The sequence below is a fragment of the Paenibacillus terreus genome, assembly GCF_042138595.1.
Lineage (GTDB): Bacteria > Bacillota > Bacilli > Paenibacillales > Paenibacillaceae > Paenibacillus > Paenibacillus terreus.
The window spans coordinates 324,087-337,107 of record NZ_JBHIRX010000005.1; the positions used below are offsets into that span (position 1 = coordinate 324,087).

Annotated in this window: 14 protein-coding genes; 12 read left to right on the top strand and 2 right to left on the bottom strand. The window is 49.6% G+C overall.

Features of this window, described 5'->3' with window-relative positions; all coding sequences use genetic code 11:
- The first annotated feature begins 375 nt into the window (after nucleotides 1-375).
- Complete coding sequence (locus ACE5KN_RS12630) at nucleotides 376-1,026, top strand: 3D domain-containing protein (protein WP_375523739.1); 651 nt, start codon at nucleotides 376-378, stop codon at nucleotides 1,024-1,026.
- Nucleotides 1,027-1,135: 109 nt separating this feature from the next.
- Here ACE5KN_RS12630 and ACE5KN_RS12635 read toward each other — a convergent pair whose 3' ends face one another.
- Entirely contained in the window at nucleotides 1,136-1,921 is a 786-nt protein-coding gene (locus tag ACE5KN_RS12635) for a polysaccharide deacetylase family protein (RefSeq protein ID WP_375523740.1), read from the bottom strand.
- Between the two features lie 219 nt (nucleotides 1,922-2,140).
- Between ACE5KN_RS12635 and ACE5KN_RS12640 the strand changes: the two genes are divergently transcribed.
- From ACE5KN_RS12640 to mobB, 6 genes are all read left to right on the top strand, one after another.
- Nucleotides 2,141-2,809 carry a PspA/IM30 family protein gene (locus tag ACE5KN_RS12640; protein ID WP_375523741.1) on the top strand — a complete coding sequence of 223 codons (669 nt, stop codon included), beginning with the start codon at nucleotides 2,141-2,143 and terminating at the stop codon, nucleotides 2,807-2,809.
- A gap of 108 nt (nucleotides 2,810-2,917) precedes the next feature.
- Nucleotides 2,918-3,322: a DUF350 domain-containing protein gene (locus ACE5KN_RS12645; RefSeq protein WP_375523742.1), complete on the top strand. Its 405-nt coding sequence runs from the start codon at nucleotides 2,918-2,920 to the stop codon at nucleotides 3,320-3,322.
- Between the two features lie 208 nt (nucleotides 3,323-3,530).
- A complete protein-coding gene (locus ACE5KN_RS12650; protein WP_375523743.1) occupies nucleotides 3,531-4,037 on the top strand; it encodes a DUF4178 domain-containing protein in 507 nt (168 codons plus the stop codon).
- Between the two features lie 12 nt (nucleotides 4,038-4,049).
- Nucleotides 4,050-4,796, top strand: a complete 747-nt coding sequence (locus tag ACE5KN_RS12655; protein ID WP_375523744.1) for a DUF4247 domain-containing protein — start codon at nucleotides 4,050-4,052, stop codon at nucleotides 4,794-4,796.
- A gap of 233 nt (nucleotides 4,797-5,029) precedes the next feature.
- Entirely contained in the window at nucleotides 5,030-6,310 is a 1,281-nt protein-coding gene (locus ACE5KN_RS12660; protein WP_375523745.1) for a molybdopterin molybdotransferase MoeA, read from the top strand.
- Entirely contained in the window at nucleotides 6,307-6,831 is a 525-nt protein-coding gene (mobB, locus tag ACE5KN_RS12665; RefSeq protein ID WP_375523746.1) for a molybdopterin-guanine dinucleotide biosynthesis protein B, read from the top strand. Before ACE5KN_RS12660 ends, mobB begins: the two co-directional genes overlap by 4 nt.
- A gap of 2 nt (nucleotides 6,832-6,833) precedes the next feature.
- Here the strand turns inward: mobB and xerS are convergent, their stop codons facing one another.
- Entirely contained in the window at nucleotides 6,834-7,916 is a 1,083-nt protein-coding gene (gene xerS, locus ACE5KN_RS12670) for a tyrosine recombinase XerS (protein WP_375523767.1), read from the bottom strand.
- A 127-nt stretch (nucleotides 7,917-8,043) separates the two neighbouring features.
- Between xerS and ACE5KN_RS12675 the strand changes: the two genes are divergently transcribed.
- From ACE5KN_RS12675 to ACE5KN_RS12695, 5 genes are all read left to right on the top strand, one after another.
- A complete protein-coding gene (locus ACE5KN_RS12675; protein WP_375523747.1) occupies nucleotides 8,044-8,529 on the top strand; it encodes a GNAT family N-acetyltransferase in 486 nt (161 codons plus the stop codon).
- Between the two features lie 469 nt (nucleotides 8,530-8,998).
- Nucleotides 8,999-9,937 (top strand): carbohydrate ABC transporter permease, encoded by a 939-nt coding sequence (locus tag ACE5KN_RS12680; protein ID WP_375523748.1) that lies wholly within the window; start codon nucleotides 8,999-9,001, stop codon nucleotides 9,935-9,937.
- A 12-nt stretch (nucleotides 9,938-9,949) separates the two neighbouring features.
- The gene (locus ACE5KN_RS12685; RefSeq protein WP_375523749.1) at nucleotides 9,950-10,831 is read left to right on the top strand and encodes a carbohydrate ABC transporter permease; all 882 of its coding nucleotides are present in this window, start codon (nucleotides 9,950-9,952) and stop codon (nucleotides 10,829-10,831) included.
- Between the two features lie 67 nt (nucleotides 10,832-10,898).
- Entirely contained in the window at nucleotides 10,899-12,284 is a 1,386-nt protein-coding gene (locus tag ACE5KN_RS12690; RefSeq protein WP_375523750.1) for an extracellular solute-binding protein, read from the top strand.
- Between the two features lie 577 nt (nucleotides 12,285-12,861).
- Nucleotides 12,862-13,021: transposase (locus tag ACE5KN_RS12695; RefSeq protein WP_375533082.1), on the top strand; the 160-nt coding region annotated here is incomplete at its 3' end.

A 13,021-nucleotide genomic window follows, 5' to 3' on the forward strand; every position in this document is an offset into this window, starting at 1 on the left:
TAATCATGCAAAGCCCCCGAAAAGAGAGTTCACATGCCTTGCACGGTCGACGGGAGGCTTGACTGCCAAGCACGGATGATTAGGTGATTGGATTTGTGTCTGCGAAAGTAGAATTATTGACAATCCCAAAATGGTAACATTTCCATAAAGAAAAGGTTACAAAATTGTGATAATATGCAGAAGGATCAACCTGAACATAAGAAAAACTTCTATCGACGCACATTCAAAGAAGCCAGACCGCGTTAAGTAGTAGTTTTTCTTGCGATTCCGGGAAGATAATGCCAGGAAGCTTATTCTTTTTGGAATCTAAAAAAAGTGCGGGAGACGGAATCCTGAGTCAGCTATCCCCGCAGGCATTTTTGGGAGGTACATACGATGAAATTAAACAAAATTATCAAAGCAGCCGTTATTACGGCGGGAATCGGACTAACCTTGAACACGGTATCGGTACATGCAGAGGCCGTTTATACGGCGAAGGAGGGGGATACGTATTACAATATTGCCACACAATACGATGTTAACCTCCAGGCATTGATGGAAGCAAATCCAAATATTCCGGCGAATAACATCTATGCAGGCAGACAGATCAAGCTCCCGGGCAGCGGGGAGCATGGGGGATTGGTCAAAGCAGCCACCTATGAAAAGAAGAATGCCGTGGCAGAAAAGTCGGACTACCAGGTAACCGCTTGGGGCAAAACATTTACTTATTCCAAAGAGATCAGTGTTAAAGCCTCAGCCTATTCAGCAGCCGCCGGTGAAAACGGAAAGTGGGGAGCTGTCGATTATTTTGGCAATTCCTTAAAGCTGGGAACCATTGCGGTCGATCCGAGCATCATTCCGCTCGGCACCAAGGTGCTGGTCACCGGCTATTCCCACCCTGGACTTCCCGATCACGCCTTCGTGGCAACAGCCAGTGATACGGGCGGTGCAATCAAAGGCAACCGAATTGATATTTTCATTCCCGGAAGTCCATCCTCTGTCAGCCAGTTTGGCTTCCAAGATGTTAAATTGTATGTAATCGAATAAGAAATTCTGATTTTGATTCATAATATTTATTATGTAAACCGAATAATAAACCTTCTAACCTCTGTAAGCGGTTGGAAGGTTTTTTATATCTTTAATCATACTGCAACGCTCATTTATGAGCCTGAATGTCGAGCTGCTGCGGTAAGGTAACAAAAACGTAGCCTTTTTGCCGTAACGTGCGGATTAGGGAGGGCAGGGATTCTATCGTTCCTTTCAGGTTGGAGCTTGTTCCTCCTCCTGCATGCATAAGTATAATCGAGCCTGGTCCGGTGGTCGGTACTACATTGCGCCGGATTTGCTCCTTATTCAGTCCTTTCCAATCCATGGAGTCGACATTCCAGTTGACGACGGTGTAGCCGCTGCGGCGCGCCCAGCGAAGCTGGGATTCTGTAATTTCACCGTACGGCGGTCTGATCAGAAGCGGCCTGTAACCTGTGCTTTTTTGTATGGCAAGCCCGGTTTTGATAATCTGCCGCTGAAATTGTCTGAGCGAAATTTTATTGAAATTGGGGTGATTAAAGGAATGATTTCCCACAATATGCCCTTCTCTCACCATGCGTTTTACGAGCTCGGGGTACCTCTCAGCCTTATCACCAACAACAAAAAAGGTGGCCTTGACATTATTTTTCTTTAAAGCGTCCAGAATATAAGGAGTGAAGCGGGGGTCAGGAGCATCGTCAAAGGTGAGGGCAATTTGCCTTGTACGAGGGCCCTGCATTTTGAACGTATCCGCGTATTTTTTACGCAGCCTGCTTAGCTTGCTCTCATCTGCTGCAGTGATGACGGCAGCGTCCATCGCTGCTTTATGCGTCTGCGGCGGCGGAGAAGAAGAGGAATGACCGAAGGCCATATGCAGTACGATCAGTATGCCAGGCAGCAAAAAAGAACGGAACATGGATTGCATCCTCCCTCATTGGTATTCAAAGGTCGTATTATCTTTCACCAATTGAACAGCATTTATTCCTGAATTGTTCCTACGGGATTTGCTCGAATGAAGCCGGGAAATATATAATGAATGACATAGAGATCGTAAAAAATGAAACCTGAAGCATCCGTCTACGTAAATGTAAGCATAATGAGTTTTTTTATCTGCATAATTTAAGGAGGAAACCAAATGTCACTTTTCAAACGGCTTCGCGATCTTACCATGTCCAATATCAATGCAATCATCGACAAGGCGGAAGATCCGGTCAAAATGACGGAACAATATATTCGCGATATGCAGGAGGATCTTGAGGACGCGGAAAAAGCGGTGGCTGCCCAGATCGCCATCGAGAAGAGATTCAAGCAGCTTTATGAAGAACAGGAAGCTTTGGTGAAAAAACGCGATGAACAAGCGCATACTGCGGCTAAATCGCAAAATGTAGATCTTGCGCGGCGGGCGCTGGAGGAGAAAAAAGCGGCCGAAGCGAAAATGAACGAGTACAAAGCAAGCTATGATCAGAACAAAGCTTCCGCCGACAATCTCCGCGCCAAGCTGGAAGAAATGCGCAAACAGCTTACGGAGATGAAGAACAAGCGTGATACGCTGGTTGCCCGTTACAATGCCGCCAAAGCGCAGACGGAAATCAATAATGCGATGAGAGGCTTCAGCTCCGACTCTGCTGCAGCAGGCATGAGAAGAATGGAAGATAAGATGCTGCAGATGGAAGCAAGAGCGGAAGCAAGCAACGAAATGTCCGACAAAGGCAAATCGCTGGATGATGAATTCAGGGAGCTTGAGAAGAAGAGCGCCGTGGACGATGAGCTGGCAGCGTTGATGAAGCAATACGAAAATAAATAAAGCTAGAACCACTGAAGGCGCTGCGGCATCTTCAAGGAAGCGAAGGGAGACGGGAGGTTTCCCTTCGCTTTTCACTGCAAATCAGGATAATGTTGGAGGATGAAGCTGATGGATCTGCAAACCTTGACGGCCATGTTCGTGTGGACAGTGGCCGGTGCGGTACTTTTGTTTGTATTGATGTTTGTTGACTCGCTGTTCACGAAATACAAGGATTTTGAAGAGGTCAAGAACGGAAATATGGCCGTGACGTCCCGAATGATCCTGAAGCTGATCGCGCAGGGATATATTTTGTCAGGCTCAATCGCTACCGCTTACAGCCTTGGCACCGCGCTTCTCTATTCCGTGGTGGCGTTTGTCATTCTGCTGATCATGGAAGCGGTGGTTCGTGTTCTGCTTCGCCACTGGGCACGCTTTGACCTTGACGAAGGAACACAGCAGGGCAAGCTGGGTTATGGTCTGTTCTCCGGCACACTGCATCTAGTCGGCGCATTCATCATTACAGCTTGCTTCTAATTAGAGGAAGTTCAAAAAGTCATCTTTTGATCACGAAGGAAGTCAGGAAGCGGACTCGACATCGAATCTTGAATTCAGCCGGGCCTTCTGGTGCTCACGTACCCCAAGTACGCTCCGCTCCTCAGTCCCTGTCTTCATTCAACCTTCTCGGTGCTGAAAACCTGACTTTTTGAACTCGCATTAACTAGAGAAAGGCGGGAACATTGCCATGGGCATGTGGAAACGAATTTCCAATCTGTTTGCCAAGCCTGAGCCTCCAAAGCGCGAGAAAAGCATGCTTGAGCTGATGCCTGGTGACATATGTGAGGTATCGCTCACCACTTATGAGGTCGTCGGGAGGGTACATAACCGTGCCCGGAACGCGGTCGTGCTTACGCTTCAGGATGGAAGCCATATTGATTATTTATATATTGAAGAACGGGAAATGCTGAAATTTGTGTTGTATCAACCCATTGACGGGCGTCCGGATACACCGGACGAGCTGCCGACCATCATGGAGCTGGACGGACTGGATTATCATCTTGAGGAGCAGTACGGCGGGACGGTATCCGCCGTTGGCAGAACCCCATTCACAAGCAGCGGGGAGCAGCATGTATGGCAGTATCAGGCAGACAACAACCGTATGCTGCGGATAGAGTGGCAGGACGGACGCTTTATGCTGTATGAAGGAGACCAAGTCATTCCGGGAGACGTGAAGGTCATCCGGGCAAGCTAGGAGAGGATACCCATGAACACACGCGCTGCCTGGCAGAGGAATTTAAAAATCATCTTGGCTTTATGCCTTTTTATGTCCGTGCTGAGCGGGTGCGGTGCGCCATCGGTCAAGGATACGTATCCGCTTGAATCGGTAAACGGCAGCGGCAATGCCACCTCGTACGTATACCGGGCAGCCGACAAAACGGTGCCGGAGGTGGCCAAGGAGCTGGCGAACAGCCGTACCCCGGAGCAGATGTCGCCTGAAAGTACGGAACGCATGTTCCTTGTATATTCAAATGAATGGTACCACCTGCAGCAGGATCCCAAAAAGCCTTCGGATACACTGATTGAAGTGGACACCAAGCAGTATGTGCAGCAAAATTACAGCTCAAGCTTTCTGCAGGGCTACCTTGTAGCCAGTCTGCTGGACGATCTGTTTGATACCATGCGAGGCGGATCATACAGAGGTTATACCAGCCGGGACGTCTATAAGCCGCCTGCCGGTCAATATCATGCGCCTACAAAGAGCGAGAAAAAAGCGATTCCGCCCATTACGGTTGACCGCAGCGGTTCGGTCATCCGGCGTGGCGGCACAGGCTCTGCCGTGGGCAGCGGCGGCAGCATATTTGACCGCGGCGGCGGCGATCAGAGCTCACCGAGCAGAGGCACGATTAATCGGAACAAGGGTGGCAGCATCTTTGATTCTCCGCGCAAATCCATTACCAAACCGAAGACACGCATCGGCTCAGGCAAGATCAGCAGGCGAGGGCGACGATGAGAGAAGGGAATCCCGATCATTCGGTTCGGGATTCCCTTTTTTTCGTGTTGATTATATTATTACAAGGATAATACATTCGTGCTGGTGAAATCCGACGGTCAGGAAAGGGATTTGCTGTAAGGCTTGCCTTACTGAGGTGGATCAAGTTGCCAACGGACGTTTTTCGCGATATAACTGGAACATAGAGAAAGAGATCTGGAGAGCGTATAAGTGTTAATGAAAAGGGTGGTTTTATGAAGTATAGTGATGACTATACAAACGACAAATTCAAGCGGCGTGCCATTTCGGTTGAAGAAGCACAGAAGCGAGTAATGGAGCATGTCAGACCGGGGATAACCGAGATCGTCCCGCTGCCTGAGGCGCAGGGCCGTTTTCTTGCCGAACCCTTGCATGCGCCGCATCCGTATCCGCACTTCCGGCGTTCGGGAATGGACGGTTATGCGGTGGTAAGTGCGGATACGAAGAATTGCAAGGATGATGAGACCGTATGGCTGCGTGTTGTGGATGAAATCCCCTGTGGATATGTATCTGACCGGCTGATTACCTCCGGACTGGCTGCCAGAATCATGACGGGAGCACAGGTGCCTGAAGGAGCGGATGCTGTTGTTATGCTTGAGGCGACGCGGCTGCGCGAGGAAGCAGGGGACGTATACGTCGGATTGAAGAAAATAGTGGAGCCGGGAAATAACATCACGCCTGTTGGCTACGAGCTGCAGGAAGGCGAACTGCTGCTGGAGAAGGGAACGCGGCTAGGGGCCGGTGAAATTTCCGTGCTGGCCACGTTCGGAATTCACAGCGTACCCGTTATTCGCAAACCTCGGGTAGCCGTCATTTCCACGGGATCGGAGCTGCTGTCTGTGGACGAGCCTCTGCAGCCGGGGCGGATCCGCAACAGCAACAGCTTTATGCTGGCTGTACAGATTCGTGAAGCAGGGGGCGAGCCATATATTTTCGGCTCCGTACCGGATGACGTGAAAGCGGCGGGCAGAGTGGTGATGGATGCGCTCCAGAATTTTGATTATGTGGTCACGAGCGGCGGGGTATCCGTCGGCGATTATGACATTATGGGCGACCTGGTCAGACAGGAAGGCGTTGATTTGCTGTTTAACAAAATAACGATGCGGCCTGGCAGCGTCACTACGGCAGCCGTGATTAATGGCGGTCTTCTCTTCGCATTGTCGGGCAACCCTGGCGCATGCTTTGTCGGCTGTGAGCTGCTGCTCAGACCTGTCATCAGGACGATGCTCGGCGCGCCGCAGCCATTTCTCCCGCGGTGGCAGGTTCTGCTGGGGGCGGATTATAACCGGGTGAACAATTATACGAGGTTCGTGCGGGCGAGAACAGAGATCCGTGACGGCAGGGTTTATGCCGTGCCTGCCGCGGTTGACGAATCCAGTGTTATGATTTCCATCAAAGACAGTGACTGCCTTATTGTTATTCCACCCGGAACGGGCCAGCTTGAAGAAGCGGACAAGATCGAGATCATCAAGCTGGAAGGTGGAGGATGGTCATGAGGCACAATCGTAAAGTGAAGCAGCCGTTTGTTTGTCAGATTGTCGGGTATAAAAATACGGGGAAAACCTCTTTGCTCGCATCGGTTTTGAGCATTCTCAAAGCGGGGGGGCACCGGGTGGCCGTCATCAAGCATGATGCACACGGCTTTGATATGGACCATCCGGGAACAGATACATACAAGCACCGCGAGGCGGGGGCGGAGGGCATTGCCATCGTTTCAGCGGGACGTACGGCGGTTCTGGAGGAAAGAGCCGCCGGACTGGATGAGCTGATCGGGCGATTTGACACCTATGATTGCATTTTGATCGAGGGATTTAAGGAAGCGCCTTTCCCGAAGCTGGTTATGATCAAAGAAGCCGGGGACACCGGGCTGCTCGGCAGCCTGCCATGTGTGGCAGGAGCCGTCTGCTGGCCGGACATGACGGAGCAGGTGCGGCGGCAATTTGCTGGCTTGACCGTGTATGGTACAGAGGATGCGGAGCGGGCCGCACGCTGGATTGAAGAGCGGATCAAAGGCTGAGTCTAGGAATCCGCACGGCGTTCAATGGCTTCGGACATTGTTTTATCTGTCAGATGGGCATATACCTCGGTCGTTTCCGTGGAGGCATGGCCAAGCTGTTCCTTGGTCTTGTAGATATCATTTTGCAAATAATAATCCGTAGCGAAGGAATGCCGCAGCTTATGGACGGTTAGCGACGGCTTACCGTACCTTTTGGCATATTTGATAATCATCGCCTGAATGGCCCGTTTGGTCATCCGTTTTCCTTCATTGGTGCCATTCGGCAGAGCCACGAACAATGCCTTTTCCCGTTTGGTTACGCGGTAACGGTGCTGACGGACGGACAGATACAGGGCCAGCTCGTCTTTGGCCTGTTCCCTGAAATAGACGGGGGATTTGAACGTCTCATCGTTATTGCCTTTGCGGTAGACATACAGCAGCTTGTTGGCAAGGTCCAGATCGTCCAGATTCAGATTGACCACCTCGGATACGCGCAGCCCGGAATTGAGGATGAGACTGGCGATGCATGCGTCGCGCTCCTTATTCTGTTCATAGGCATACTGCGCCTGTTTATTATTTTCTATATCATGGCCATAACCTTCGTGAATATAAGCGATAAATTCAAGCAGCTCATCGTCTTCAAGAATTTTGCCTTTGAGTTTGGCGGCTGTATCCTTCGGCTTATGTACACGCTTGATTTCGACCTTGGCCATAATATTGCGCTTCAGCAGGGGATAAAAGTTTTCATCCTCTGCAATCTGGCTAAGATAATGAAATAAGGAGCGCAAGGACGACAGCTTGCGGGATACGGTAATTCTGGAGTTGGCGCCGTCCCTTTTGGTTGTTAAAAAAAGACGAAACCCGGTAATACTGTCCATATGCAGCTTTTCCAGCTCCTCCAGGGTCACGCCGCTGTTCGTATCAGCCGTGGAGAGCCCCTCAGCCCGCAGCCAGGAGAAGAAGATCTCATAATCCCTGATGTACTCCAGCAGGGTGGAGGGAGACAGGTCAGGCAGCTTGTAATCGATAAATTTCTGCACATACCAGGGCATTGCCGGCAGCTTTTCGTCCAGCTTGAGCCGGTCGATTCCTTTTTGAATGTTCATCGTCTGCACCTCTGATTTCATGGTTCTTGAATATTTTAGCACAAAAAGGGGCCGACGGCGGACGAAGCTGCTGCAATACCGACTACTGAACAAGAAGGAGTGCGGCAGAAGCGTGAAAGGTGATCACATGAAAACGATGTTAAAGCTGGCAACGTGGGAGCAGCGGCCGATCATGATGCGGCTTATGCAGTTCTATCTGTATGATTTCACGGAGTTTATCGAAATTGATCTTTCAGCAGACGGCATGTTTCCCGATTATCCGGATCTGGACCAATACTGGACAAGCGGGGACCGCAAAATGGCCTTTATTATGTGGTATAAGGGGAAGCCGGCCGGTTTTGCCCTGGTGGACAGGCTTGATGACAAGCTTGAAGGTGACTATTATATGGCCGAATTTTTCGTCATGCGCCCTTTCCGCAGATACGGCATCGGCTCCTGGGCCGCACGTGAATTGTTCAGCAGGATGAGAGGCAAGTGGAAGGTAACACAGGTGAAAAATAATGTCCCGGCGCGCGCTTTCTGGCGTAAGGTGATCGGTGAATACACAGGCGGAAATTTTACGGAAAAAATACACCCCTGGAAAGGCAACCCCAGCCAGTATTTTACTACATGAAATAAAATGTCAATCGGAGACCGTTCATGTTTCCCGATTGGCATTTTGCTGATTTCAGCCGGTATTTAATCCTGTGAAATTTTATAGTATAAGGTCCTTAATAATATTGATATTTAATAATATTAATGATCCTGTTCGTTGTACTTTTTTCACCCGATGGAATAATAATATGCGACATATGAAAATAAATATAACATTAGGATTGTCAACGCAATAGCTTTGCAATAATATGGAACAAAAGATAAGCGACACCGCTTTATATCCCACAAAAAACTCCATTTTTGCGTAATATTATATCACGTAAAATCCTCTCTATCCCTCAAGTGGATACTGACAATTCTTGTATTCTGATTATTACACTCGTTGGAATAAGTGATTCACCATTTTATACGGGAGGTGACAAACACGTTAAGTTGTAAACCAAGCGGTTTAACCGGTAAGCCCAGAAACTTGCGAAAGGGTGATCACCATGTCCGTCGATATGAATAGGGCGGAGACCACAGCGCAAAGCAAAGTACGGTGGAGGGGCAGGCTGCGTTCCAACGAGATTACGGGTCTGCTGTTCACAGTTCCATTACTGATCGGGGTGTTAGGCTTTGCTGTCTATCCGATGGTTGAAGCGCTCCGGCTTAGCTTTCATCAGACCAACGGGGTGACAGGTGTCTGGGTCGGCTTTGGCAATTATGCAAGAGTGCTGAAAGACGATATGTTCTGGCGATCCTTCTACAATACGTTGTATATGGGTGTTCTGTCTGTCATCCTGGGTATATCGTTCTCCTTTATCCTGGCAACCTTGATCCATGCCATTCCTCAGACCCGCCTCAAAAACCTGTTCAAAGCCGTTTATTTTTTGCCAAATGTGATTTCAGCTGTCGCCACGAGCATCCTGTTTTCCTTTTTGTTTCATCCGGGCCAGGAAGGGCTCCTGAATTATGCTATCAGCTTTATCGGAATAGAGCCGGTCGGGTGGTTCACCGATCCGCAGTATTCTCGTTTTAGCATTGTACTTATGCTGCTGTGGGGCGCATTGGGATACAACACAATCATTTTTATCGCCGGACTGCAGGGAGTACCGAAGGATTTATATGAGGCCGCAGAAATCGATGGAGCCGGCCCATTCAAAAAATGGCGGTATATCACCATTCCAACATTACGCCCTATTTTTGTTTTCATGATCGTCATCGGCATCATCAACGCCATGAAGCAGTTTACCAACGTTTGGCTGCTTGGCGGAACGGCCGGCAATCCTGCGGGATCGCTCATGACATCCGTGCTGTATATTTACCGCAACGCCTTTTTATCCTCACAGATGGGAATTGCCACCGCAGCATCCTATTTATTGTTCGTGTTTATCCTGTTGGTTACACTGATCATCCTCACACTGAGCCGCAAAAGCAATACAGAATAGGAGGGAAAGCCGATGCCCCTGTTAAGATTGCCCGCCCACTCCGCCTCCGGCCGTTCATGGCGCAAACAGCAAAAGCTGAGCCGCGCCTTGATCCTCATTGTTCTTTCGATAGGCTCTGTCATCATGGTGCTGCCTTTTGTGTGGCTTGTTCTGACCAGCTTTGACTGGTCCGCCCGTTTGAACATCCCTTTTCCGCCGCGCTTTTGGCCCAAAACACCTTCTGTCCGAACCTATGAAGCGGCCATGAACAATATCGACCTCTTCCGGTATATCTGGAATACAAGCGTAGTCGCGGTTGGGGTGATATTGATCAGTCTGCTGTCCGCGCTTCTGTCCGGTTATGCCCTTTCCAAAATTCGCTTCCGCGGTGCCCAGCTTATTCTTGTCCTCGCTCTGAGCACCATGATGATTCCCTTTGAGATGACCATGATTCCGCAATACATGATTTTTGCCCGTTTAAACCTGCTTGACAGTTACTGGGTATTTTTTCTCCCAGCGCTCAATTATGCGTTTGGCACGTTTATGGCAAAGCAATTTGTGGACCAGCTTCCAGGCAGCCTGCGTGAAGCCGGCAAAATGGACGGTGCGCACGAGCTCTCCATTTTCTTCCGTATTTATGTGCCATTATGCGGTCCCGTCATTGCGACCATGATCATTCTGCAATTCCTGGCGGTCTGGAATGATCTGATGTGGCCCATGCTGGCGCTAAACAGTACGGATAAATATCTGATTCAGCTCGGATTGGCCATGTTCAGCTATAACAACGGGGAGAACCAGATGCCCTCCATCATCATGGCGGCCACCACGGTCAGTCTGCTTCCCGTATTTGTGCTTTATATGTTTTTACAGCGGTACATCGTGGAAGGAATTGCCCTGACCGGAATCAAGCAGTAAAGCAATGAGGCAGCTATCTCCCATGCTCAAGCAACGGAGTTGAAAAATCACTTTTGGAGGGGTACAGATGAAAAAGTTAATGGCCTTAATTATCAATGTGCTATTGGTAGTTATGCTGGCGGCTTGTTCCTCCGGTTCGGGAGCCGATTCCGGAACGTATACAGCACCCGAGGTGGAGAAGGTATCCGATATGGAAGGAACGGTCAAGGTGGCTCTGGCCGGCTGGCAGCTGGAGGACGGAATCGACCCGATCACCGGCAATCAGGTGACCGGATTCAATAAGTATGTGGAAAACACCTTCAATAAAATGTACCCGAACATCAAACTTGAAGTGACGCAGATTCCGTGGGAAAATGCGCAGGCCAAACAAAAGGCCCTGCTGATGTCGGGTGATGTGGATGTATTGTATACGGGAGGGGCCTTTGCCGCTCAATTTTATCAGCAGGGGCTGCTGCGCGGCATTGATGATCTGATTGCCAAGGATACCTCATTTGATCCGACCATCTATCTGGAGGGCATTTGGAACAGCTCCTACAGCACCAAGTCGAGTGACGGTGCCGTGCAGTTTGGCATTCCTTCCGTGCTCGGCAAGCGTGTGACGATCTATGACAAAACTATTTTCGACCAGTGGGGAGTAGAGCCTTTGTCCGAAGTACCGACCCCGGAAGAAATTTTGGAAAAAGCGAAAAAAATGACCGGCAAGAATCCACAGACAGGGCAACCGAATTATGGACTCTGGTTCAACGGCAGCTCCCTGAATCAATCCACCTTTGTGGCATTGACTTATTATTATGGGGCCAAAGGCGCCGAAGGCAGCCTCGCGGATCCGAAGAACATCAAATGGGAGCTGAACACACCGGAAATGAAAAAGGTGATGGAATGGCTGAGTGAAGCAGCCAAGCTTGCTCCGCCAGCCTTCGTTAACGGCAAGGGAGCCGAAAATTTCGGCATTGAGGATAACCCTATTGCGATTGCATTGGATTCTCCCGGCTCCGGTACGATGAGCGAATACAGAGCGACAGGAAATAAGGAGCTTATTGACCGTTTTGTTCCGGTGATGAACATTGGCCCAAAAGGTGAAGGCTGGGTGGCGATGGACCCGATCATCATGGCGGCCAATACGAAAAATCCAGAGGCGGCATGGGAAGTCATGAAATTTTTGTCCAGCTATGAAACGCAAAAATGGGCCTATCTCAATTTCGATATGACCCCGACTCTTAAGGAAGCGGATTTTGTGGAAGAGGAGAACGGTTTTGTCCAACGGGCCATGCAAATTGCGGACATTACGACTCCAACACTGATGGACGAAGCCAATCCGTTTTATAACAGCGAAATCGTGCCTGCAGTCAACGGCTTTATCAGCGAAGCGGCCAACGGCGGATCACCGGACATTGACGCACTGCTGACCCGCTTGCAGACCCGGGCGGAAGCGTGGTCAGCTAGCCAGAAATAAATACCAATCCTGCCCCTTTAGCAGATTTTTTACAGAGCCTCCAGTTATCTGGGGGTTTTTCGTATCTTTAATATTATTATCTCAGCTTTCGCAGCATGAAATCGGAACACAGGCCTTGATGCAACTGGGCAAAACGGGGATCCACTGCTGGAGTTGACGCTGAATCAGCAGACACTTTTTTCTAGCTTTTTTGGAAGAAGGGATTCGCCCCACTCAGAGTCCAGTACCCAGAGTGAGACGGGTGTTTATAGGGTATGGTATCTGGTATTTGGTATCTGGTATTTGGTGTCTAATGTCTGTTGCCTGATGTCTGTTGCCTGATGCCTGTTGCCTGATGTCTGTTGCCTGATGCCTGTTGCCTATTGCCTATTGCCTCTCCATACAGCTTTGCATTGCATGATTATCCCTTTCGCTCAGAAGCGGGGGTTGAGGGTCTAAGGGAAGAAATAAAGAGAAAAGTTATACGAAAAAAGAGGCAGCTCTAGGGGGATGTTCGGCTTGTAATAGGAACATATGTTTGGTATAATGATGAAAAGAACCTGTGTTCGTATTTTTGTTGATTCGGAGGCGAGCAGACATGGAAGTCCAAGCGGAAACAGAACTTCAATCCTTTAGCTGTCGTTATCATAACGAGCAGGACTGCATGGAGGCATTGATCATGATGAAGTGGCCGAACGGCTTCGTCTGCCCGCGTTGCGCTCACACCCGCTGCAGTCGTCTGACTTCCCGGCGCATTC

What these genes read in the sequence shown, in the direction of transcription:
- ACE5KN_RS12630 (WP_375523739.1), top strand. Translation starts at nt 376, where the DNA reads ATGAAATTAAACAAAATTATCAAAGCAGCCGTTATTACGGCGGGAATC.
- ACE5KN_RS12635 (WP_375523740.1), bottom strand. Translation starts at nt 1,921, where the DNA reads ATGTTCCGTTCTTTTTTGCTGCCTGGCATACTGATCGTACTGCATATG.
- ACE5KN_RS12640 (WP_375523741.1), top strand. Translation starts at nt 2,141, where the DNA reads ATGTCACTTTTCAAACGGCTTCGCGATCTTACCATGTCCAATATCAAT.
- ACE5KN_RS12645 (WP_375523742.1), top strand. Translation starts at nt 2,918, where the DNA reads ATGGATCTGCAAACCTTGACGGCCATGTTCGTGTGGACAGTGGCCGGT.
- ACE5KN_RS12650 (WP_375523743.1), top strand. Translation starts at nt 3,531, where the DNA reads ATGGGCATGTGGAAACGAATTTCCAATCTGTTTGCCAAGCCTGAGCCT.
- ACE5KN_RS12655 (WP_375523744.1), top strand. Translation starts at nt 4,050, where the DNA reads ATGAACACACGCGCTGCCTGGCAGAGGAATTTAAAAATCATCTTGGCT.
- ACE5KN_RS12660 (WP_375523745.1), top strand. Translation starts at nt 5,030, where the DNA reads ATGAAGTATAGTGATGACTATACAAACGACAAATTCAAGCGGCGTGCC.
- mobB (WP_375523746.1), top strand. Translation starts at nt 6,307, where the DNA reads ATGAGGCACAATCGTAAAGTGAAGCAGCCGTTTGTTTGTCAGATTGTC.
- xerS (WP_375523767.1), bottom strand. Translation starts at nt 7,916, where the DNA reads ATGAACATTCAAAAAGGAATCGACCGGCTCAAGCTGGACGAAAAGCTG.
- ACE5KN_RS12675 (WP_375523747.1), top strand. Translation starts at nt 8,044, where the DNA reads ATGAAAACGATGTTAAAGCTGGCAACGTGGGAGCAGCGGCCGATCATG.
- ACE5KN_RS12680 (WP_375523748.1), top strand. Translation starts at nt 8,999, where the DNA reads ATGTCCGTCGATATGAATAGGGCGGAGACCACAGCGCAAAGCAAAGTA.
- ACE5KN_RS12685 (WP_375523749.1), top strand. Translation starts at nt 9,950, where the DNA reads ATGCCCCTGTTAAGATTGCCCGCCCACTCCGCCTCCGGCCGTTCATGG.
- ACE5KN_RS12690 (WP_375523750.1), top strand. Translation starts at nt 10,899, where the DNA reads ATGAAAAAGTTAATGGCCTTAATTATCAATGTGCTATTGGTAGTTATG.